The organism is Candidatus Symbiopectobacterium sp. NZEC151, assembly GCF_025962655.1.
Classification (GTDB): Bacteria; Pseudomonadota; Gammaproteobacteria; order Enterobacterales; family Enterobacteriaceae; genus Symbiopectobacterium.
In genome coordinates this window covers 289,544-312,643 of the sequence record NZ_JAGFPE010000001.1, presented here as the reverse complement: position 1 = coordinate 312,643, position 23,100 = coordinate 289,544, and the positions used below count along the sequence as shown (strand labels likewise).

21 protein-coding genes and 2 pseudogenes are annotated in these 23,100 nt (G+C 42.4%); 16 read left to right on the top strand and 7 right to left on the bottom strand.

The annotated features are described in order from the left end of the window. Positions 1-15: 15 nt before the first annotated feature. The 9 genes from virB11 (at position 16) to J5067_RS01335 (ending at position 7,806) form a co-directional block, all read left to right on the top strand. The gene (gene virB11 / locus J5067_RS01375; RefSeq protein ID WP_261867623.1) at positions 16-1,035 is read left to right on the top strand and encodes a P-type DNA transfer ATPase VirB11; all 1,020 of its coding nucleotides are present in this window, start codon (positions 16-18) and stop codon (positions 1,033-1,035) included. Then, entirely contained in the window at positions 1,032-1,430 is a 399-nt protein-coding gene (locus J5067_RS01370; RefSeq protein ID WP_264628498.1) for a cag pathogenicity island Cag12 family protein, read from the top strand. Before virB11 ends, J5067_RS01370 begins: the two co-directional genes overlap by 4 nt. Before the next feature lie 48 nt (positions 1,431-1,478). After that, positions 1,479-1,781, top strand: a complete 303-nt coding sequence (locus tag J5067_RS01365) for a TrbM/KikA/MpfK family conjugal transfer protein (RefSeq protein WP_261867626.1) — start codon at positions 1,479-1,481, stop codon at positions 1,779-1,781. Positions 1,782-1,830: 49 nt separating this feature from the next. Next, entirely contained in the window at positions 1,831-2,136 is a 306-nt protein-coding gene (locus J5067_RS01360; protein ID WP_261867627.1) for a dpoa decarboxylase, read from the top strand. 61 nt (positions 2,137-2,197) lie between these two features. Continuing rightward, the gene (locus J5067_RS01355) at positions 2,198-2,563 is read left to right on the top strand and encodes a hypothetical protein (protein ID WP_261867628.1); all 366 of its coding nucleotides are present in this window, start codon (positions 2,198-2,200) and stop codon (positions 2,561-2,563) included. A gap of 351 nt (positions 2,564-2,914) precedes the next feature. Beyond that, positions 2,915-4,651, top strand: a complete 1,737-nt coding sequence (locus J5067_RS01350) for a type IV secretory system conjugative DNA transfer family protein (RefSeq protein ID WP_264650253.1) — start codon at positions 2,915-2,917, stop codon at positions 4,649-4,651. 8 nt (positions 4,652-4,659) lie between these two features. Next, the gene (gene mobC, locus J5067_RS01345; RefSeq protein ID WP_264628505.1) at positions 4,660-5,463 is read left to right on the top strand and encodes a MobC family replication-relaxation protein; all 804 of its coding nucleotides are present in this window, start codon (positions 4,660-4,662) and stop codon (positions 5,461-5,463) included. Beyond that, positions 5,456-6,505, top strand: coding sequence for a site-specific DNA-methyltransferase (locus J5067_RS01340; protein WP_264650252.1), 1,050 nt, complete (start codon positions 5,456-5,458; stop codon positions 6,503-6,505). Before mobC ends, J5067_RS01340 begins: the two co-directional genes overlap by 8 nt. Before the next feature lie 395 nt (positions 6,506-6,900). Beyond that, entirely contained in the window at positions 6,901-7,806 is a 906-nt protein-coding gene (locus J5067_RS01335; protein WP_264650251.1) for a hypothetical protein, read from the top strand. A 288-nt stretch (positions 7,807-8,094) separates the two neighbouring features. On the opposite strand, the gene J5067_RS01330 is transcribed toward J5067_RS01335, so the two are convergent. After that, on the bottom strand, positions 8,095-9,042 hold the full coding sequence (locus J5067_RS01330; RefSeq protein ID WP_224653850.1) for an ArdC family protein: 948 nt from the start codon (positions 9,040-9,042) through the stop codon (positions 8,095-8,097). A 700-nt stretch (positions 9,043-9,742) separates the two neighbouring features. Between J5067_RS01330 and J5067_RS01325 the strand changes: the two genes are divergently transcribed. From J5067_RS01325 to J5067_RS01315, 3 genes are read left to right on the top strand one after another with little or no spacing between them, the layout of a single operon-like run. After that, positions 9,743-11,758: an AAA family ATPase gene (locus tag J5067_RS01325; RefSeq protein WP_264650250.1), complete on the top strand. Its 2,016-nt coding sequence runs from the start codon at positions 9,743-9,745 to the stop codon at positions 11,756-11,758. Further along, complete coding sequence (locus tag J5067_RS01320; RefSeq protein WP_264627787.1) at positions 11,755-12,417, top strand: hypothetical protein; 663 nt, start codon at positions 11,755-11,757, stop codon at positions 12,415-12,417. Before J5067_RS01325 ends, J5067_RS01320 begins: the two co-directional genes overlap by 4 nt. Next, a complete protein-coding gene (locus J5067_RS01315) occupies positions 12,414-13,487 on the top strand; it encodes a hypothetical protein (RefSeq protein WP_264627786.1) in 1,074 nt (357 codons plus the stop codon). The genes J5067_RS01320 and J5067_RS01315 overlap by 4 nt, the downstream gene beginning before the upstream one ends. On the opposite strand, the gene J5067_RS01310 is transcribed toward J5067_RS01315, so the two are convergent. Continuing rightward, the gene (locus J5067_RS01310) at positions 13,468-14,736 is read right to left on the bottom strand and encodes a site-specific DNA-methyltransferase (protein ID WP_264650249.1); all 1,269 of its coding nucleotides are present in this window, start codon (positions 14,734-14,736) and stop codon (positions 13,468-13,470) included. The genes J5067_RS01315 and J5067_RS01310 overlap by 20 nt on opposite strands. Before the next feature lie 513 nt (positions 14,737-15,249). Here J5067_RS01310 and J5067_RS01305 point away from each other — a divergent pair. Then, positions 15,250-16,302, top strand: a complete 1,053-nt coding sequence (locus tag J5067_RS01305; protein WP_264627731.1) for an FRG domain-containing protein — start codon at positions 15,250-15,252, stop codon at positions 16,300-16,302. Positions 16,303-16,998: 696 nt separating this feature from the next. Here J5067_RS01305 and J5067_RS01300 read toward each other — a convergent pair. Next, entirely contained in the window at positions 16,999-17,721 is a 723-nt protein-coding gene (locus tag J5067_RS01300; protein ID WP_264627732.1) for an HNH endonuclease signature motif containing protein, read from the bottom strand. Between the two features lie 76 nt (positions 17,722-17,797). Further along, positions 17,798-18,418: a hypothetical protein gene (locus tag J5067_RS01295; RefSeq protein ID WP_264650248.1), complete on the bottom strand. Its 621-nt coding sequence runs from the start codon at positions 18,416-18,418 to the stop codon at positions 17,798-17,800. Positions 18,419-18,733: 315 nt separating this feature from the next. Here J5067_RS01295 and J5067_RS01290 point away from each other — a divergent pair. Together J5067_RS01290 and J5067_RS01285 are read left to right on the top strand one after the other, a co-directional pair. Further along, a pseudogene (locus tag J5067_RS01290) lies at positions 18,734-19,760 on the top strand (IS630 family transposase). A 97-nt stretch (positions 19,761-19,857) separates the two neighbouring features. Beyond that, a pseudogene (locus J5067_RS01285) lies at positions 19,858-20,037 on the top strand (hypothetical protein). A gap of 640 nt (positions 20,038-20,677) precedes the next feature. Here the strand turns inward: J5067_RS01285 and J5067_RS01280 are convergent. Continuing rightward, positions 20,678-20,875 carry a hypothetical protein gene (locus J5067_RS01280; protein WP_264650247.1) on the bottom strand — a complete coding sequence of 66 codons (198 nt, stop codon included), beginning with the start codon at positions 20,873-20,875 and terminating at the stop codon, positions 20,678-20,680. A 191-nt stretch (positions 20,876-21,066) separates the two neighbouring features. Here J5067_RS01280 and J5067_RS01275 point away from each other — a divergent pair, with 191 nt between their 5' ends. Continuing rightward, the gene (locus tag J5067_RS01275; RefSeq protein WP_264650246.1) at positions 21,067-21,720 is read left to right on the top strand and encodes a CPBP family intramembrane glutamic endopeptidase; all 654 of its coding nucleotides are present in this window, start codon (positions 21,067-21,069) and stop codon (positions 21,718-21,720) included. A gap of 153 nt (positions 21,721-21,873) precedes the next feature. Here J5067_RS01275 and J5067_RS01270 read toward each other — a convergent pair whose 3' ends face one another. Next, positions 21,874-22,491, bottom strand: coding sequence for a LysE family translocator (locus J5067_RS01270; RefSeq protein ID WP_264650245.1), 618 nt, complete (start codon positions 22,489-22,491; stop codon positions 21,874-21,876). A 223-nt stretch (positions 22,492-22,714) separates the two neighbouring features. Continuing rightward, positions 22,715-23,062: a helix-turn-helix domain-containing protein gene (locus J5067_RS01265; protein ID WP_264642065.1), complete on the bottom strand. Its 348-nt coding sequence runs from the start codon at positions 23,060-23,062 to the stop codon at positions 22,715-22,717. Positions 23,063-23,100 lie beyond the last annotated feature (38 nt).

Here is a 23,100-nt window from a genome sequence, read left to right as displayed (position 1 = left end):
ATTAAAGGATATCACATGAAAAACCTCTCTCTCGACCGCTATAAGCAGCGATTTTTTGGCGATTTTCTGGATCGCCGAGGACTGACAGAGATCGCCGTCAACCGCCCGGGCGAGCTATTCACCAAAATTGATGGCATCTGGGAACAGCATACTGTTCCGCTGGATTATGAGGGCTGCTACAACTTTGCCAGATGTCTGGCTAAGCATCACGGCGACAATATCGAAGATATCAAGCCGGGGCTGTCAGCCACGCTGGAATCCGGCGAACGTTGTCAGGTTATTGTGCCCCCGGCCTGCGAGCGTAACACGGTGTCCATCACCCTGCGTAAACCCTCACAGGTGCAAATCCCGCATCAGGACTATATCGCCGCCGGGTTTTATAACAGAGTGACGGGCACGGAAAAAATACAGACGCACGATCAGGAATTACTGGCCCTGTATAACGCAAAAGATATTCCACGCTTTATGGAAAAGTGCATGGAGTACGGCAAAACCATCGCAGTGGCCGGGGAAACCAGTACCGGAAAAACCACCTATATGAAGATGCTTATTGGTTTTATTCCGCGCCATCTTCGTATTACGACCATTGAAGATAATCCAGAAATCACCTTATTTATTCATAAAAACTACGTCCACCTTTTTTATCCGTCGGAATCGGCAGATGAAAAAGGGTCAATTGTGACGCCCGCCAGCCTGCTACGCTGGAATTACCGCATGAATCCCGACCGCATACTATTAACCGAAGTGCGCGGCGGTGAGGCCTGGGATTTTCTCAAGATAACCGGTTCCGGCCATGAAGGCAGTATGACCTCTATCCATGCCGGTTCGGCAATGGAAGCGGTAGACGGCTTTATTACCCGCTGTTATGAAACCCCGCAATGCGCCCGACTCCCTTACACCTTTATGTTACGCAAGGTACTGGACAGTCTGGACGTTATCGTGAGTATCGACCTGGACGGTAATGTGCGTCGGATGAATGATATTTATTTCCGGCCACTGCACCGCAGCGCCTTTTTTGAGGAGATGAAAGCATGATAAAAGTTATCCATATGCTGTTATTTTCGCTGGTGCTTTCAGGCTGTTCTTCCCCCCCGCCACCGGTTCCTGTTGAATGGGATAAACCGGGTAAGTCAGTCAATACCGGTTTACCGCAATGGCGAGACAACCCGGTTATTATTCCTTCTCCGGTGGTAAAAGATACATGGTTATTAACCATTCACGCACGGAATTTTAATGAGACTCGCTGGACGCCCTCCATATTTTACGCGGTCGCCCACTCTGCGCGTATTGTTGTTGCTACACCATCAGGCGCAGAATTCTTTACTGCAAAAAACTGGCTACGGCGATATGGCGCTAAAGACGTTATTGAATATCAGCCTGTCTCTGGCAGACTGACATGCAGCGACACCCGAATTTATTTCTCGCATTAAATCTTCCCCCTCACATCCTGAAATTCACCTCACCGTAAGGAGGTCATCATGGAATATTCCGCTATTGCGGCGGCAATGCTGTGCATTGTCGCCGGAACGCCTGTTTATTCTTTCGCTGCCGACCCGTGCGAAGTTGTGCTTTGTATGTACGGTAAAACAACCGGAAACAGTGGAGGAAGTCAATGTCGTTCTGCGGAGCGTGCTTTCTTTAATATCGTTAAAAAGAATAAACACGGTTTTTTACCCAACCACACACTGAATGCCAGAAAAGCCTTTTTGGGAGAATGCGCCAGTGCTAACCCGGAGACGGTGAATAAAATCCTGTCCAGATTTGGCAGGGTCAGAGGGTAATAGAACCCTGGCCGCTATCTTAATATATTCCCTGCATGGAGAAACAAAAGTGAATAAAGAAGACCTGTTTATTGCCAATATTCACTCAACGCATCACGACAGAATATCTGTCACATGTATCTATGATTCCCTGTCAAAAGAAGCCAATCAGGGATGCGGGCTTTATTACGAAATCTATGAAAGCCGATTTACCGGTTTATTGCGACATCATCTGTCACAGCTTAATGAATCGGACGCCGAGAAGCTCAGGCGGTATGCCGAAAGTCAGGGAACGAAAGTCGATGATGACACCTATCATGCGGTATTAAACGCGGAACGAGAATGCCGGGCTGAAATAGCCCGCGAACAGATGTGAATAACAAACATTGATAATGTCTCGAATGACGCCACAGACTGACAGACGGCGGTTTTAAAGCATGCTTATTTTGGCTTCAATTTCGGAGAAATTGTTAAGCCGTAAAATAAGTGTGTGGAGCGCGGACAGAAAATTTAATTTCGCAGAAATTGCTAATTTTCAGGCACCGCGCCCACCTGCGAACATTCGCCTAAAGCGAATTGAGCAGGCCGGGGGGAGCCGAATAAATTTCGCCGCCCCAGCGAGCGAAAAGCTGTCGCCCACGACAGCGGTTTATTTGGGGGGCAAAGCCCCGCACACCGTCAAGCCAGGTAATATTTCCCGCCCCAGCGGGGAATATTGCCGATCAGGCGCGACCAACCCCTTTAAAGCAGCGTTCCCGTTTTTTGGAGCTTGCGAGAAAAAACAGGCGAAACGCGCGTCTTAAAGGGGTTGGTCGCGCGTAGCGTGCGACGGTGTGCCGCCTTTGCCGTTGGGGGTTTTGGGGTGGCGTCCAGCCACGACATTACCCCCATGTGACATGCAGGGAGAGCGTCCAGCACGAGCGTATGTCACACGCCTTTGCCCGTCATTCGGGCGTTTCAGGGAGCTGACGACCATGCGTCGGCTGTTTTCTGAAAGCGCGGATAACGGGCATGAGCGTCGCAGACGTTCAGTGCTCTTCATCCGTTTATGGGCGTCCTCAATAGGCGTCGCGCGTGGGCGTGGGGTTTAACGTCCATCGGTGACGCCCATGTGATGCGCCCGTCACACCGAAATCAGACCGGAGATCACTGCGATGGGAATCCATCTGATGCAAAGGCTGAATGCCTTTTCGGATGCCTTTTCTTTTTTTCTGCTCTGGCTACAACACAACCCGGTAATATTGTCCGTATTTGCCGGGCTGACGCTGCCATTCATCTTTCATCTGCCACGTGAAGAAAGAAAAAATGCCCCCCTCTGGTTAAAATCGGTAGCGGGTGTATCCACCTTCTTTTTCATATTTGGCACCCTGTCACCACTGACCATTCAGGGGCTGAGTTTTTTCTTTAAAGTGCTCGATAATGACATCCTGCTCAGATTATCACTCTGGATATTGACTGTCGGATTTACGCTGGCAGGTCTGGCTTTTCATATTGCAGTCCGAAGGCTGCTGACGGGTGAAATCGACAGTTTGAAACATCGGATGATTAAAAAAAGCAAGCTGGAAAGAAATGTCAGAACGGATGTTCGTGAAGTCAGAGACATGTTACCTGACAGCATTGCGTATAATCCGCTGGATTATATTGACCTGAATAACGGTATTTTTATCGGGCTGGATAAAGACAACCAGCCGCAATATATCACCGCCGAAGAATTTCAAACTCAACACGCTGACCTTATCGGTACCACAGGTTCCGGTAAAGGCGTCAGTGCCTGTGTACTGCTTTATCAGGCAATACTTTCAGGTGAAGGCGTGTTTGTCGAAGACCCTAAAAATGATGAGTGGGCACCGCATGTACTGCGGGAGGCTTGTCAGAAAGCCGGAAAGCAATTTGTCATTATTAACCTGAATGACCTTAATTTTCAGCTTGATTTACTGGCTGATATTTCTCATGAACAGCTGGAGGAGCTGTTTAATGCAGGTTTCAGCCTGGGTAAAAAAGGTGAAGGTGCTGACTTTTATCGTATTGCCGACCGTCGTGCAGCCAGAAATACGGCAGCTATTTATGAAAAAGAAATGACATTACGCGACTTATTTAACACTGACTTTGTGAAATCCCTCAGTGAAGATGTGCCTGCTTTTTATGGCGAGCTTGAGGAAATCGCTTTAGTAAACTCCATTAATGCCAATAAGGGATTTTCCTTAAAGACCATTTTTGATGAAGGCGGATGCTGCTACATCATCGGCTCGATGCGTAACCAGAAAATCATATCGGCTCAGCGCATAATTTTAACTCGCTTGATTCAGATAGCCGAAACGCGTGATCGAATAAAAGGCAAACCTCGTCCTGTCGCTATTTTTCTTGATGAACTTAAATATCACCTGTCCCGCCCTGCGCTTGAGGGGCTTGGCGCTGCGAGGGACAAAGGTGTGCATATAATAATGGCCCACCAGTCGGTAAAAGATTTATATGATTGTCCGGCAGATCTGGAGGGTGATGCCGTTGCTGGTTCGGTGATTGAGAACTGCAAGTTTATGCTGGTTTACCGCCTTCGCGATCCGGACACCGCCGACTGGGTGGCAAGGATGACCGGCTCTATTCTGGTTGACGATGAAATGAGGAAAGTTAAAACGGATATCTCCCTGACGGAGAAAATGGAAACGGACAGGATGATCCGCCAGGCTGAGCGATATTATATAGACAGCAATATGCTGCTTAATCTTCCTAAGTTCGTTGGTTTTGTTTTTACCCAAAACGATTTGGCGAAGGCAACCAAACTATTCCATATACCGGCGAAAAAACAATATATCGACCTGTTTTCGTTTGAACATAAAAGAAACCTGCATAGCGAAAAAGAAAGCCCAATTCACAAACCCTCCATTAACCTATGAGGCTATCAATGCTTGTTCATAATGTTGCTGAAAGAAATGAAGCCGCGAATCGGAGAATGCGGGCATTGCTGTATTTCCTCAAGGAAGAAACATTCTCTGATTTCCGGACCTTAAAAAGAGTTGTCGGTTATAAAGGTAAACATAACCATGCGATGTATAACCTGCTGAATAAAGCGGTTTCAATGGGTCTCCTAAATAAACATGAGTATCCAGTATTGACCGGGAAAAAATCATTGTGGGGGATCACCATGCAGGGACTGGCAATGGTGGTTAGTGCTAATGACAAGGTTTTCCCTGCCTATTTTGAGCCGGGCAAACTCAAAAACTCGACGCTGGAACATCGCCTGTTAAACCAGCGGGTCAGGATCGCCCTGGAGGAAAAAGGCGGCACAGGCTGGCTTAATGGCGACCGGGGAGAGTTTATGGCGCGGTACCCAGGTATCCGGCACCGACCGGACGGCATTATTACCTTAAGCAGCGGTGCCATCGTCGCAGTGGAAACAGAGCGGTCAATGAAAACCTGCGCACGTTACATCAGCATTATTGGCAGTCATCTGGCAGCCAGCGACGCCGGTCGCTGGCACTATGCCATGTATGTGATGCCGGATAATAAAACTAAAGAATCGCTGGTCAGGCTGTTTGTCAGTATCAGAACGGTGATGAGAAACAGTGTTCCTGTTTCGTTTGATGCGAAGCAACGCGAGATGTTCCTGTTCCGCACCCTTGATGAACTGGAAAATAGTGTCAGTGATAAACAGGGGGGCCCCTCTTCATCAGTTGGTGACGATGTCGGGAGGGAACGCCATGCATGACATTTTGAACCATGGCGACTGCCTGGAGGTTCTGCGCAATATGCCGGACAACTCTGTGGACAGCATAGTGACCGACCCGCCATATGGTATTAAATTCATGGGGAAAACGTGGGACTATGATGTCCCTTCACAAGCCATCTGGGAAGCGTGTCTGCGCGTACTTAAACCCGGTGGTCATTTGCTGTCTTTCGCGGGATCCCGTACTCAACACCGGATGGCAGCGCGTATTGAGGATGCGGGCTTTGAAATACGTGACATGATCGTATTTCTCTACGAGACCAGCAATGCTGCTCAGGTCCTCATTGAAAGTTTGTCGTCGGACCAGCTCAAATTGCTGGACGCGACATTTGGACGTGACGGAATACTGGGCTGGGTATACGGTTCGGGCTTTCCTAAATCTCACCACGCGTTAAAACCGGCGCTGGAACCGATTACCCTTGCCCGCAAGCCGAGCAAGGGAACCATAGCATCCAACGTAGGCGTGTATGGTACCGGCGTTCTGAACATCGGCGAATGCAGGATCCCTCTGGCAGAGGGGGAATCCCCCTATGATTATCCAAATGGACCGGGTGGATCTGAGCCCAACCATATGTGGCGAGGCAGAAGTAAAGGTGATGGAGGTATCGCCAGACAAGGAAATCCTGATGGTCGCTGGCCTGCCAATGTTATCCATGATGGCAGTGATGCAGTACTTACGATGTTCCCGTATACCCCTCAGCAGATGGAAATTAATAGCGCCAGTCGGTTCTTTTATTGTGCGAAAGCCAGCAAAAATGACCGCGATGAAGGGAACAATCATATGTGTGTAAAGCCCACAGCACTGATGCGATACCTCTGCCGTCTGATTACCCCCTCAGGTGGCACTGTACTTGATCCCTTTATGGGGAGTGGAAGCACCGGCAAAGCTGCGGCGATGGAAGGATTCTGTTTTATCGGTATTGAGCGAGAAGAGGATTATGTGAAAACTGCTCGCAGGCGTATTGCGGCAGCACGGAGTACCACAGCTCATTCTGATGATGCAGGAAGGCACATTGATAAATGAAGACGGGTTAAATTCCTCTATGAGTGTGTTAGCTCAGATTTGAGCTAACATTTTTATGGCTCAGTGCATAACCTCATCTGGCAGGTAGCTTTGTGCCAGGAGCGGACTTAGTTGGCACGCACATAGTTTGCAACAACAAGCGATCTACTTATTTTGTGCTAGCTTTATCATTCATGCGTACAGTAGTGATCGAAAATTCAATGAGTTATAAGTGTTCTCTGGCGGGATAACTCGCATACGCGTTATCGTGAAAAAATGGATTTGACAATTGTCAGTAATTGTCTGACCTTAAGTAATCATTGACAGCATGGTCGGGCTGGTCGAAGTGGCTAAACGTGCACGCGTGTTATTAAAATACTAGCCGGTCAAGAGTTCACTTTCACGGATGCAGAAAAATGAAGTTCAAAAATCAAGTTTATGAAGATTTAGTTAAAGATTTAATTAATGACGCTTTTTACATTGAATCCAGATCCAATAGAGGTAAAATTTCTACAATTCGACAATATTCAGAAGTTGTCATACGCAAATTATGTGACATCCCTCAAGGCGAAGAAGTTACACTCGGTAATTTCGAAGTTATTAAAAAATTAAAGGCCGCAAGTTCAAATGATAAATTTTTAATGGGGGCTGTTAGAAAGCTACAAAAATTAGGGAATAAATGCACCCATACAAAAAACCCAAAACCGATTCTTGATACTGATGTGGATTCTGCGATTGATGCGTTGTTTAAGTTGTATGCAAGCTTGTTTATTTTGTACTTTAAAAAGTATAAATTTGGCTCCAGCAATGAAATTGTGAGCGTATTTTCCATACTCCCTCCAATCATTAGGTTTTTTGTTCTCGACAACCTTTATAATAGTGATAAAAGCAATTTGCTAGTAATTGATAAGTTATGTTTAGTTCTGCTCAAAGCGTTTGACAAAAAAGACGCATTAAACTGGCTAAACAAAAGGAAAAGTGAGTTATCTAGCATATTGCCGTACACGCCTGAAGCTATTTCTGACATTGAAGTCGCCCATGGAAAACTGTATGCGGAGTTAGTTGTAGCTAACGCCCCTGCTAATATGTACATTTGTTGCCTAGACCGTTTAGAGGAAGTCGCCTTAATACTTGAGAAGCAAGGGTTGCTTTACAATAACTTTGAGCAGGCAAAACCACTCTACTTAGACGAAGGCGTTCTTGATAAGAATAGTACTGAGAATGAAGAATTCAATGACATAATGGAATTTGTTTACCTTGGGCGAAAAGCCGAAATAAACGAAAAGCTTAATAAACGGCATTTATACAGTATTACGGTTTAGAATAAATAGCTCAACTACAAAGGCGTTCATCGGTTGAACTCACAGCTCTTTGCCGACTGTCATGCTGAATGGTGCGCTAACAGAGAACACGGCCAGATCAAGTCTGAGCCAATATATCTAGAGCGATGATCGGGCTCTTTGCCGCCCGCTCCCGCAGCCTGCGAATTTTTCCTGACACACAGTGCCACGAAAAATTTGCAGAGAGCTTATATCTTTAACACCACCACGAATCTGCCCACAGAAATATATGGTCAAAGCCGCATTCCTTTGCGGCTTCTTACCCTGCCCTCAAGCTTTATCCATCAAATAACGATGCGCTTTTGATGCCGTACTGGCCGCTTTGAAAATATATCGTTTGTCGTTCTTCAGTGCTTTCAGCCAGGAAGCAATATAGCTCTCGTGCTGTACCTCTCCGACAATCCCCAGATCCGCCATCATGAACGCGCTTCCCAGCTCGGCGATCAGCTCCTCAAGAGCATAATCCGCACTGCCAAACTTCCCTTTCATTTCACGGTTCAGGCGTTTTTTGCCACCACTCCAGTGAACCAGCTCATGCAGGCCTGTAGCGTAGAAATTCGCCACATCAGAAAACAGATGGCGTTCCGGTAGCCAGACTTCATCTGTTGATGGGCTGAAAAAAGCATTTTGTCCTTTCTCGATGATGTTTGCGCCGCTCTTATTGAACAGATTTTCAGCCTGCGGTAACGGGTCAAATGTCGCTTCTGGGCTGACCGTTTCCGTTGTCAGGGGCAAACCGTCGATTTGCTGAACGTTAAACACGGTGAAGGTTTTCAGCATCGGGATATGTTCAATGTCTCCGGTGTCGTTTTCCTTTTCGAGGGTGGTGTAGAAAATAGCTGTTGTTCCATGCTCACCCTTGCGAACCTGTCCACCTGCTGCCTGAGCCTGTTTGTAGGTCATCCAGCGTGAATCGCTGAAACCCTGTTTTGATGCGCTGCACCACAGCAACATGATATTCATCCCGCTGTAAGCCACTTGAGTAGCATAGTTTGAAGGTAATCCGGACATACCTGCTACACGCTGCCACGGACACGCCCAAGGCTTAACTCCTGCTTCCAGCGCTGCAATGATGTTGTCAGTAACGGTCTGATAAATGTCGGTTCTGGTTTTAGAAAATTTCGTTTTTGAGGAGCCTGACTGCTCCAGCGGGGATACGCTGGTCGCCGCTGCGGTGTTAGGGGCGCTTGTCCGGGTGGTATGCAGGGAAATCGTCATCGTTTTTTCTCCGTCAGTGAGTGATTTTCGTCTTCGTATCGCCTGACGGTTCGCTTTCCCGGCATCGTTCCGGCACGCAAGGGCGCAGCATGCGTGCCATTTACCCTTGCGGGACGGGTTGTGTTGGGAAACGATTTGACGGAAGCTGATACGGGAACGGAAAGTGCGCGGAAGAAAAAATCGGAGACTACATTGCTGGACGTAGCCCCCCTTACTCCGAAGAGGTGAAATAGGCAGGTAGTACTCGGTCCTGAACTTACACTGACAGGAACTTTTTGTCGGTACTAACATCGTCGTATCACATAGCGAAGCCATACATATAAGAAATGATTTCATTAGGAGAGTACGCCAAACAGCGGGCAGAACCTGCAACCGAGACACTCATTCCAGCAGCGATCTTATTATCTCCGGTCTACCTAGATAAGCGCACATTGGCCCCATAGTTTCTGGGAGTAACGTCACACCAAGAGGCGAGTGACTGGATATGAAATCGTTTACACAATTATGTATTTAAATCATCAATCAATTGGAATTTTTGATCATTATCACAAAATAATCATAAGTTATTGTATTAATTCAATTATATTCAATTAATAAATGTGTTGAATCTTTACCTTCAACATTCTATCTTCTTCTATAAGATAGGATGTGTCTTAAAAAACCATCATTGATAGGAATCACTGATTGAACTGGGGGGGACGTGGTTAATTTTCCTATTTTAAAACAACTAGATATCGATGGGTATGGCCTTTATCCAGGAACAGCAGAAAAACCAGGGTTACATATTGACTTTTCTAAGCAAGGACTGACCCTTGTTCTTGGTGCAAATGGTCTTGGAAAAAGCACATTAATAAATATTCTTTTTAGGATGTTATCAGGGCCTTTTGACCTTGCAAAATTCGATCAAAACGATGAACTTGGTAATTTAAATATCATCGCCGCAGAAAGAAAAGATTTGAAATCTTTTTTCTCTGATAGGGTTTCCGATAATGCTACAGATGCAAAATGTACATTAATAGTTGATTTTGATAACACAACGTTATCCGTAACTAGAAATTTATCAAATCTTTCAATTATAGATATCAAAATTGGTCAAACATTGTTACCTCTTTCCAATCGAGTTAATGATGAAGAATTATTCCAAGATCAAATTCAAGGTCTTTCAAATGTCAGTAGCTTTGGGGACTGGCTTTTAATATTACATTATATTGTTTTTTATCAGGAAAATCGTCGTGCATTGGTTTGGGATACAAGCGCACAAAGAGAACTTTTGCGGATACTCCTTCTTGACAATGAAAAATCAATTCAATGGAAAGAACTGACACGTAAGGTACTCGAGCTTGACTCAGATTTTCGAAACTTACGTAACACGGTCAATAAACAAATAAAAAAAATTAAAGAAAATTTCCAAACCCCAGAGGATAAGACTGGGCATCGAAATCAAATTGGCGTTTTAAAAGGCCTTAGAGCAGAAACAGTTGAATATATAAATAAGTTACAGAATGATTTGGATGTTTTAAGTAATGAAAGAAGTACCATCCGTTCTCTACAATTAAGATATAAGCAGGAAATTGACAGTATAGAAAGAGATATAGAAAATAATAAAGTCAAAATATTAGATTCTACATTGCCAAAGGCGGATGATACACTTTTATTTATATTAGCCACAATTAACTCACAAAAAGATATTTTTGGTGCTTCTGATGTGGCTGGAAAAAAAATAGAACGACTACAAAAGTTAATACAATATTATCTTTCAAATATTTTCAAAATAAAATCAGACAAAATCAATCAAAATGACATTCATGAAAAGATAATATACTTGGAAGAGAATATTCATAATTTAAAAAGAAACTATGAAATACAATCAGTTAAACAAAAAGATTTAGAATCACAAATATTAGAACTTAATTATCACATCGAAAAAAATAAAAATGACATTGAAGAAATAAATTTAAAATTAATGCCAATGGAGGTTAATTTAGCTAAAACAGGAGATCCTAGTAATATTATTGATTTAAAGGTATCAACACTTGAGTCTATGGTTAAAGACAAAAACTTAGAGCTTAAATCAGCACAGGATGAATTTAGAGAATTTATAAAGACTGTGGAAGCTGATTTTCTATCAAAAACTGAAGTCATAAAAAATGGATTCAGTAATATTGTTCAAAATTTCTTAGTCGAAGAATGTGAAATCACATGGTTTAGAATTCCATGGAAATTGGGGCAAACTGGCGAACCGATTAATTTTCCTGCATTTATTTTTAAAATGCGTAGTGGTGGTCATCAATTAATAACAGAAAGAAGCTCTCCGACACAAGTTTCTGAAAGCCAAAGAGAGTTCATTGATTTAGCTTTCCGTATTGCCTTAATTAAAACAACGGGGAGTAACGGTGTTGGAAGTATAGTTATGGATACTCCTGAGGCCTCATTAGATGCAATATTCGTCAAGAATGCAGCAAATATATTTATCAACTTTGCAAACCAAGATGGTAATAAATTAGTCTTAACATCAAATCTAATCGATGGAGAACTTTTACCTAGACTAGTGGCAAGTCTTCATGATAATGAAGCTCTAAATAGCGGCATAATCAACTTACTTAAAATTGCCATTCCCTCGAAAGCTGTAAATGATTACAAAGATGATTATCATGCTAAATATAATAGTATTATTGAATCATCTTCTCGCTTCACGACAAGGAACGAGGAGTTATGAATATGGCTCCTGTTAATAGAAACATAGAACTACAAGTTAGAGCTTTAATGATTTTGGAAGCGTCTCGAGGTGCTGGTATCACACCTTTACCTGCTGAAGTTTTTCATAACATAGCATATTTCGCGAATATTCTAGCCCCTATATATAGTGCCAAGGCTTTAGATGGGAAAGTGCTAAGACTTAAGAACGGTCCCTATTATCCAGAATTACAAAATCAGCTCGATTGGCTTGTTTTGGGTGGATATATAAAGATATCAAACTTGCAATACCATTATTTAGACGATTTAAATAACTGGAGAGTTTTTGCCGATTATGAATTAAATATAGAAAAGGCAAGTTCAACCATTGAACATTTAAATAGTTGGAGGTCTGAGTATGAAATGTTTACTTTCTTAAAAAAACTGACTCTTGCTCTGACTGAATTGTCTGATAAGGATATTATTAACTCTAATGAATTTGATGCTACATATGCAGATCAATCTGTTGATTTTGGTAATGTAATAGATTTCGGTGAATGGGTTCATGATAACCCAAGTGTAAACGCAGCTGAATTTGTCCAAGAGAGCTTACCTAACTATCTAATTACAAAAGAATTGAAACTTAATTTCTATATTAGGCATTTATCTCAAAAACTTCTAATGGGGAGAGTAGCTAAATGAGTAAAAACATTGGAGCATGGAATCCCCAAGACTTATTGAATACAGTTAATGAAGAACTCACAGGTAAGCCTGTATTTGATGAATCAGTACCAGTATATAGCCAGTTTTTAGCATATACACTTTATGAGTTAAGAAAAATAGATCACAACGATCTTGGCACATGTATTTTTTTCTTGCATCCCGACAAACCCGAGTTATCAGATGAAAATATTAAATTAAAAAATAGTATCACTTTTGACTCTGGCCGAATATCTTTTATGGATAAAGTTTGCTTTGTTAACCTCACCCTTACACGAGGGCGTTATTTTGAAGTGGATCTATCAAATCCAGATGATCTAATAGATGTATTTATTAACGATTATGGTCTAGGCGATACTCCTGTTGTAATGCTTGATAAACATAATGGTCAGCATACAGTACGTATGTACCCTAAAGGTTTTAATTCTACAGAAGAATACATAATATCACTTAAGAAAGAATTTTTAGACTTAAATAGTATTAAATATGCTATTGATAGCTTGTACCAAACAAGCTTAATTACACCAATTGCTTCTCAAAATGCAGGATTTAAGCTTTGGGAAGATTCCGGGAAATTTTTTCCAGCAGAAAATATAGAAAAAGGCATTCAAGGAAGATTATATAGCCATTTTTCGTCTCATTTTGGATGTAATTTATTAGCTCTACCAGAAATAAATACTGTTGGCGGTCGATTAGATTTACTCCTTATTTCAAAAAGTCATGAAAAGGGAAAGCAAATTAACCATGCATTGCTTGAATTAAAAGCTTTACGTTCTTTTAGTAATTCTGGAAAAAAAACTTATAACAATTCCGAGCAATTAGGATGGATTGATAAAGGAATGAGGCAAGCTCAAGAGTATAGCATAACACTCGAACCATATCATACAGTGTTATGCTGTTTTGATATGTGTAATGCAGACAATGATGATGATTATTGGTTCGCCAATACTAAACAATTTTCTATAGAAAATAACATACACCAATGGCGTTGGAAACTATATAACTCAGCTGAAAGCAAAAGGCAATCTGAAATTAATCTTTCCGAAAAGTAATTAAAGTTTCATCTAACCCCTTCTGCCCACCCTGCTGGGCGGATGTTCTCATTGATCTAAAAGCCTCATAATTAATGAGATTAATCCCTTTATTTGACATTAACTCTATAAGTATTTGTGCTGTAGATACTTTTACTCCTGCATATTTACTATCTCCAACAACCATCCATATCTCTCCTTTTGGAGAAAGCTTTTCACATACTTCATCTATTACTAATTTCATATCTGTAAAATATGCACCAACCATAGCCGGAATATTTTTATTCCATAGGGACTTTTGCAAAACCTCTAAATTTCCAATTGTTTCACTTAATAAAGCCGAACCATCAGGGTATGAACTATAGCTTCGTTGCACCTGGACATGTGAAGTTAATGTTTTTTCTCTAAGTAATTTATTATCATTTTTGGAGTTTAAATATTGTAATACCCATAGCTCAATATTATATACGTCAGTATAGTCAAAAGAATTTGGGTAAGGAGGAGAAAAAACGCACAGATCAATATTTTTTATTGAAGAAATAAGTTCTCTACTATCACCACGCAGAAGTTCGAACGACAAGCATCTCCGATTAGAATATTTTGAAATGTCAGATATCGCCCTTTTAACAGAAATCTGAAATAGCTCATCAACTTTGAAATTCTCAACTAATCTATTATTCCAATTATTACGATATCTCCGCCCTTTCCCATTGACAACGGTATTGCTTACCTCTACCAAAATCCCACCCAATAACACTTTAAATAACCTTGCATTAATAGGGTTATTTATTTTTTTTATAGCGGATATGATGGCATATATCCTATTAGCCACACCTAAATTAAAAATCCATCTATTATTAATTCCGGGCTCAACAAATGTTGGAGGCAAATAATTAATATACTCTTCAACATTTGGTATATCTTCGTAAGAAGTTTTAATAACGAAGCCAAAATCATCTACTAATGAATGAATATTATAAGTAGAAAGTTTAGCTTCAATTAAGTCAGCAAGATATGGATTGACCTCGATTGTCGAGGGGTGAACACCTAAAAACTGGCATGCTAATGCAGTAGTTCCAGAACCACCAAATGGATCCAGACAGCTAGTCACCGGTATTCGGCTTTCATTAATTGCTCTTTCAATTAATTCAGGAACATAAGCCTCTTTGAAATGTCGCCAACCTTGAAAAGCTATTTGCGATGTTCCGAAATTTGTTCCCCATGACGTGATCTTCCTTTGATTAATCCACTCATCGAAGCTGATAAACATTTAACTTTTACCCTAACTCACTAGTATCATTCAATATGGCAATAATTATGCCTAAAAACGTTAATAATTTCAAGATCTATGCATTTATTTCAAGCCCCTAACATTTGATTAGCTGAAAAATATTAAAAACTCATTATATTATGACAATTATTTCCACAAGGCATCCATCCATCGACCAGAGATACTACATCCATAGGATGTACAAATTATATATCCTGCTTGAGAGAGTAAGTAGCTTACATTTTTGTTGAAAAAAACGCTAGTAATCACTATGATAGAGTTGGTTGTGAAGAGCATACGTATTTATATAAATTAATTCTTTTTCGGCGCTAACATTCTCCATCTTACTTTCCTAGTAAATGAATGAAAAACCACACTAGCATAGACATAAATTATTATTTTTTCATTATCTGGATAACACTCTGGAGACATTTTACACTTTAATGATATAATCCAGCATGAAAAAAAACTATATTGTCATGAATTAGCATAGTATTGCAGGTGAACGTGCCTTTGGATAAAATTCTGAAAAAATCTCATCAAGGAAAAACGTTAATGAACGTTTCTGACTATTGGTCAAATTACGAAGTAACTGCCAGAAATTATGAAGATCTTCAACGACATATATCCTCAATTTCTCATATGGCAGTAAAAAAGAACAGAACAATAGTATGGCGAGGGCAAGTTGATGCTAACTGGCCGCTAACAAGCAGGCTTTATAGAACGTTTATAAATAGTAATCCGTATCGTATAACTGAGAAAGAGTTCTCCAAGCTTGAGCAAAGGATTCTCGTTGAATTGCGTAAGTGGGGTTTGCACTCTCAACGAATAGGAGGAAGACTATCCATTTTATCCCAGCTTGCCATGTTACAACATTATGGAACACCAACAAGACTTATCGATATTACTTTCAATGCATTGGTGGCTGCTTTTTTTGCTACTGAATATAGTAAAAATGAAGAATCAAAAAATGGTCGTATATTTGCAATTGACATCACAGACCGTATTATTAATGAAAATAAATATCTTAGGGACTGGGAAGATTCGCTAGATACGCCTTGGAGTAAAAGTTTTAAAAAATCTCAGCATGGATCTTTTGAAAATCCGATTGAGCTAGATGAATATCTTAAAAATTGGGATTATGAATGGACTACTCATTATTATGCTTGGAAGCCACCATCACTTGACGGGAGGATAGCAGCACAGAATGGAGGGTTTATTTTCGGTGGGGTTGTTGGTACTATATTACGTGAAGGGTATATCGATTTCCAAAATCGCGTAAACAATAACTCATCTTTTCAGGTTGTTAACCCAAGCACAGGAAAATGGTTGCCGATAGATGAATTTAGAGAGTTAACATGCCTTGCCATTAAGCCGAAAAATATTCCAACAAAAGATATCCGTGATAATACACGAAATGCCGTCTATTCAATAAAAATATCTGCAGAATCTAAAAAATCTATAAGAGAAGACCTTGAGAAGATTTACGGTTATAATCATTCAACTATTTATCCAGATTTTCCCGGATTCTCAAATTATGGTGTTTCAAAAATCCTAGATCATTAATTTATCGATTCATTTGACATTTCTAAATGAGATCTACTGCATGTTAGTTATTTAAATAATTTAAATGTGGTGACAATCACGCTCACTATTGCAGACCTGTTTTCTGCGTTAAAAAATTTCTTTACTGTCTTCGATGTTGGTAACTATTAGTTGTTTCATGTTAACCCAATATGCTCTCCTTCAGAGAATATTTTCAGATAATACAATAGCCTGAGAATTTTCATCATTGCTGTGGATATTGGCATTATTGGTAATAACAATAAATTATGCTTCAGAATTGGGTGCCGCGATCAATTAGATCACTGGACTGCACCATTCCGCTAAACGCTCTTTCTCGATAGTCGTATTCACTACGCTATAATTGAAGATCCTGAATGATGAACGTAAGCTTCTGTCACAAACCAGGCACCACAACGAACACCATAGGCGGCTATGAGTGAACAGCGGAAGTTCGCAATTGCTCTCACTACCTTGGAGGTATTACTAACATTACCGTGTATTAATCAACGGGGAGTAGCACACCCTGAATAACTTAAAAGTGTAATTCTCAGGGGCGAATGACTATATCTGGCACTTATAAGTCAGGCTAAAAGGCCGGCAGATCTGCTATTAGTGAGAAGCAAACATAGCCAGTGGTTATGTAGTACTATACTGAAGCTAGGAAAAATTATTAGATAACATCGGTTAGTTTAATTACTATGGAATAATATTAGTTATTTGCCCTGATATATCACAACCAATCTCATCTCTTAGTCGTTTTAACTGTCGACCAACTTTTTTTCGTAATATAATCAAGTGAGCATCAAGCATGCTGCTATCCAGTGAAAGCTCATTCATAAATTCTCTGTTCGCGTCCTGAATTTCTCTACACATTTCTTTAAAACGCTTATCAGCGTCAATTTCTCGCATCTCTCTCTGTATCATTTTTCTAACTTGATCTATTGAGCTGATACAAAGCATTGGATCTTCAATGAATGAACTTTGAAAAAATACGCCCTTTGAAGAAATATAATCAACAATATTTTGAGCAATTTTGCGATTCGTCGATTGTCGCGATATCAGAGGAAGAGGGCTTTTATGTGTTCTCAGAAGCACCGATATAGTTTCTTCGTGCTCTTTTTTCCATTCAAGAAGTTTCAATTCACTATAATCAATCCCATTATTTTTATCTATCAATGTGTGGCAGTTAGCGCATAACCAAAGTCCATTTTCGACACCATTAACATCAACACTTGGGTTTGAGGTGAACCTTGCTGCACCTGGTTTTTCGCCAAAAATATGAGCGGCCTCACCTTTTTTATTCTTTAATGCACTTTCAGTGAGAGCCGGACCGATAGTCAGAGTATTGCATTCTGGGTTACTACAGATATATGCAGCTCTGTAAGCGATCATTTCAGTAACTTTAATTTGAAATGGCACTGATTTCTCCAATTTTTCTCAGCATTAATGACTAAATTTAAATACGATAAGAAGCTGCATCAGCTAAAATTAATTCTTAAACAAGAATTTTTGCCGACTTGCAGTAGGCGTAGTACGAATCAGTGTGGTCCCATTTCATTCCTTGCACCGGGCCATTAGCGTACATACTAGCCCCAGAGCTCATAACAAAAAAATTCCGACGAATCAGCTCTACCGCTTCGTTGTAGAAATTGTGGAAGTGCCCCTCATCACCATTTTGGATTTTGAGGATCAAGTGGTTATCATCTTCTGGGATTGATTCGTATAGAGAGATAAAAGCATCGATTGTTGCATCGCTAACTTGTGAGAATGCTTGCATTGCAGCGATCAGATATGTCTCGTCATTCCATCGCTCCTTGTAGATGAGCGCCAGCGCAATAAGACCGATCCTTGAGTGGGTTTGGCGCACGGTCTCCAAGATACCGTAGAAGCAGTTTGAATATGTTTCACTCTTGGAAATCTTAGAAAGTAGCTCCTCATCAATCTCCGCATCTGATATAAATTTCTCGAATCGCTTCTGGAGTTGTGTATCGTAGAAGTGCTGGATGAATCTAGCTACTAATCCGACTCCGGGAATGCCAACATCTTTAGCTAGTCCAGCAACGTCACTACCTACCTGGACGATTTCCTTGCCCCATTCAATATTCTTGTTTTCCATGTGCGGCACCATCTCAGCTAAAGTCCAACTTTCGGATGAATTGTTAGGTGATGTACTTGTCTCGCCCTAGATTAGAATAAAACAAGGTTAGCAACGTTCACTTCTGGCTCTTGGTGCTCATAGGGCTTTTGCAGCTTCGAGCGTGGTGTGGACAAGAGGTCTCCCTTACCTGCATGCCTTTATGTGATTTCGGCTAATATTCACATCTGCTAGCTAAATAACTGTTCCGAATAGCAGATCACTTTGAGGGAACTCAGCCCGGATGTTTCGATCTGATCAATCGCAAACCAACCCTATCACCAACCTGACTAAGCGATGCCGATTATAGCACCAATACCCCGTAGTGAACGATGCCTGATGCATAAAACCATTCACAATACCCACGATAAGAATCGCGCCCGCAGGCTTATCGCTATGCTGATGTCGCACCGGGGTGAACGCGTCAGCGTTGTGGCCAGAGCGCCCTGCTGCGCCCGTTCTTACGTCGAGCTCTGGATTAACTGGTTTACACTTTATAGCTTTGACAGGCTTGAATCCCTGCCAGCAGGGAGAAGACGACGCTGGCTATTTGAACAGATATACAACCTGCTGAAGCGACTTGTTGCACGAAGTCCCGGCGACTTTGGTTATCAGAGATCACACAGAAGTACAGAGTTCCTGGTGGTAAAATCAACCAGATAACCGGCTGTTATCTGCATCCCTCTACTGGCGCAACTGGTTACCAGCGGCAGGACTGGTCTGGCGCAGAGCCGCACCCACACTGCGTATCAGTGATCAGCATCGGGTGGAGAAAATGGCAGTGATAAGCACGGTACTGGCCCGGTGTTGTGCAAAAAATCCTGTTTTTACGAAGACTATGTGGATATCTATCTGACCCCAAAATCGGGGCTGACTGGCAGTTGCGTGGCCAGCAAAAGCGGGTGGTGAGCACCGATCAGAATGAAAAATACTATCTTGCAGGTGCGCTAAATAGCGGCACCGTGTGGGTCTGCCATGTCGTCAGCAGCAGTAAAAGTTCGAAGGTGTTTATCAGCCTGTTGAAGCACTTGAGAGAAAGTCACCGGCGGGATAAGACCATCACACTAATCGTGGATTACTACATCATTCATAAAAGCCATGAAACACAACGCTGACTGAAGGCCAACCCGAAGTTCATCGTAATTTATCAACCGGTTTATTCGCCGTGGATAAATCATATTGAACGACTCTGGCAGGCGCTGCATGAGACCATTACCCAAACCATCAGTGCCGCTCAATATGGCAACTGTTGAAAAAGGTTCACCACTTTATGAAAACAGCCAGCCTGTTCCCGGATGGCCGACATGGTCTGGCAAAAGTGTAGCTGTATTAGGATCAGTTATTTAAGTAGACTCTTTGATGCTCGTTCTTACTACTTTTCCCCTGCAGAGAACGATAACCTCCTAAAGCAGAGCGCTTAAATCAGTTTGTGCAACCCACAACCCTTGGTGGTCATTCTGGTGGTCTTGACAGAATGAGGAACAAGGTTTAGTTTACTTATTAGCCAGTTACTGGCAAAGGCGATCCCAGTCAGAGGAGCCAAATTCAAAAAAGCAGATGTCCTCGGGCGTCTGCTCTTTACTTTATATCCAAGAAAATAACGCAAGAATCCTTCCCGATGCGTGTGCGTTTTTCCCACTGTATCGGCAGAATGTGGTGGTCAGATTTGGGGTCAGATTGGTTCGATAATGGAGTGACCCCCAAATGGCTCTTAACGATCTTAAGACCCGCAACGTAAAGCCTCCCGTTACCCTGATAAAACTGTCCGATTTGCATGGTCTGTAGATTGCCCCGATCCCCTTCTCTAACACAGATAGCCTTCCTCGCCAGCTAAAACATACCGCACACAGACACTCGCTATAAATGCATCAGCGCCATCACCGGTAAATCAGCTATTCCTGCACATCAATAAAATTTCAATTTTCAATAATGAAACTACCGACAGCACGCTATTTTGTTGACACCTTTATTGTTGATACCACAACGTTTTAACGTGAAGATGATCAATGGAATGCAGAATTTGAACGTAGTAAGTTTAGTTTTCTAAAGGGAAGAAGAATAACATGACGTAACGCGCTGAGAGCAATAGCCCCTGTTCTCGGCACACGTTTTCGCTTGATCAGCGATTACTGATGCAGTTGCGCCAACTCCTCTGCTGTCCGCCCTGTCATTTTCATCACAGACGCATCATCCATGTCATTCTGCCGCATGATGTTAACTATTTTCAGTATAGCCAGGCGTTCACTGCACTATGGTCATCAATTCTTCCTCATGCTGTGGCACTCGGTATGCCAGTTCGCGGAAAAAAGCCTCTACGTCTACCTCTACCATGTCGTTTACCAGTGATATCGTCTGTTGTCTGGCCATGTAACGCGCCAGCAAAAGCGTCACCAGTCTGTCCATCAACTCCGACAGATCGCGCGGCGCTTGTTGGCTCATAATGGGGCATCTTTCCAACCAGATACCATAATTGTCTTTTTCTAACGAACAGGAGGGCGAATAGTCATGATCCCCTCACTCAATTACGTCATATTAATCCATGCCTTGCGCGCGTCGAAGGAAGGTGATATTCGTTACTGCTAAATTAGATTTCACTTACGATGAGATAGTTACATTAACTCAGGGAAGATATGTCACATCATACAGATCGTCTGGAACAATCGCTTTGGTGCTTCGGGTTGCCCGTACTCTGGTACAGTATTTCAATCTTTACCGGGGTCTGGCTATATCGCGGTGTATCGATTAATCCTGCCTATTCGTTAGCTTTTTTTTCATTTCTGGCTTTTATTATCATTGTGCCATTCTGGTTTAGGTATACAAAACGGTATGGGTTACTGCCTCTCGGGCTTTTTTCCTCCCATTTGATGCTTAAACTCGCCTTTGTTGTGCTGCTCATTTTGATGCTGACAAGCATGATGATGCCCAGTGAAGAGCGTTGGGTACAGCAGATGGCTGATTTTTCGAAACAAGGATGGCTGAGCGTTGTGTTGGCGATGATCTTTTTCAGCCCTATCATTGAAGAGATCGTTTTCCGAGGTTTTTTGCTGCAAGGGCTTCTTACGTGGTTGCCTAACAATAGGCTGGCGTGTTGTATTCTTGTGTCGTTGCTCTTTGCCGCAGCGCATACACAATATACATCCACGGTAACGCTGACTGAGTTAATCACAATATCATTGCTGCTATGTTACGCGCGCCTGACCAGCAAAGGGCTGCTGATGCCAATATTGACACATATGCTGACCAATTCAGCCGTTTTGCTATTCTGGTATGTCTCCACAGTCTGATGTAATTTAAGGCTTGGATATGATACTTAATGGTCGTGCAGATTTATTTAGCATGCAGTGATGAATTTCCACGCCTCACACAGGGCTGGTATTGCAGCCCTGATAAACGCAGAGTTCAACAGACTCGGATATCTCCAGCACCTCGCGTTCAGATCACTTTAACAGCAACCGCACTCCCAGCCAGGCCATTATTCCCCCGCTTAATTTGTCGATGAGCTTACGGTACTTAATGTACGCCTGACGGGGTCTGTCAGTTGATAATAAAAATGCGACGAATGCATACCAGAGCATATCAATAGTAAACGCCATTACGGGCAAGACGATATACATGGCGGGTTGGATATTCGTGGTGAGCGCGGCGGAGAAAATACTGGCAAATACCAAAGCCGTATGGGGGTTACTGATTTGTGTAATGATGCCTGTTGCAAAGGCTTTTAACGCGCTCATTTCGCCTATACCGGTTGGGTTGATAAGCGGCTTTGAGGGACTACGAAACATTTTCAACGCCAGCCATAAAAGATAACAACCGCCAGCAATTTTCAGACCGGTGTAAAGCGATGGGATCAGCGTCAGCAGAGCATGCAGGCCCGCTAACGCGATAACAGCAAAGATAAGCGCACCAAGGCCCATACCCGCTGCCACGGACAGTGCCGCATGCCGTGAACTGGACATGGCCGTACGGGCAACGAGAAGGAAACTGGCCCCTGGACTCATTGCACCAAAAAGGATTGCGATCCCAATAGCAGAGAGTGCAATCAAATCATCTGTCATAAATTTCCCCCACGCATGCTATACGTTTAGTCAGTCTGCCCAGTGCGTGAACAGCACACCTCATGACCTGCTTCCCATAAATTAACATAGTGTGATGTTAGCAACGACCACTTCTGGCATTGCGCCGCCCGTTAGCGGGATTCCAGGGCTGATAAGAGCAAGAAGCAGACACCAGATATGATGATATTCATGGCTGAGGGCCATTAATATTGCCCGCGGCAAATCATTTCAACGCAGCCGCGTTAGCCCTCATCCAATCAGCCAATGAGTCTAATGTCGGACGCAATGATTTCCCCAGCTCGGTTATTTGGTACTCAACTCTTGGTGGAACTTCAGCGAACACTTTTCTGGTGACTAACCCGCGGGCCTCAAACTGCCGTAGCTGGCGAGTAAGTTCTTTTTGAGTGATTGGCTCTACAGCCCGCAGCAAATCGCTGAAACGAACAGGCTTATTTAATGAAATCAGACGATAAAGGATTGGGATCGCCCACTTCCCCGCAATCAGACTCACAAAACTTACCATCGGGCATCCTGCATCCGCCTCAGTTAAGGGCAAAATATTTTGTGTCATAGCATCTCCCGCCTCACGTCAAAGCATCCCATGTGGTT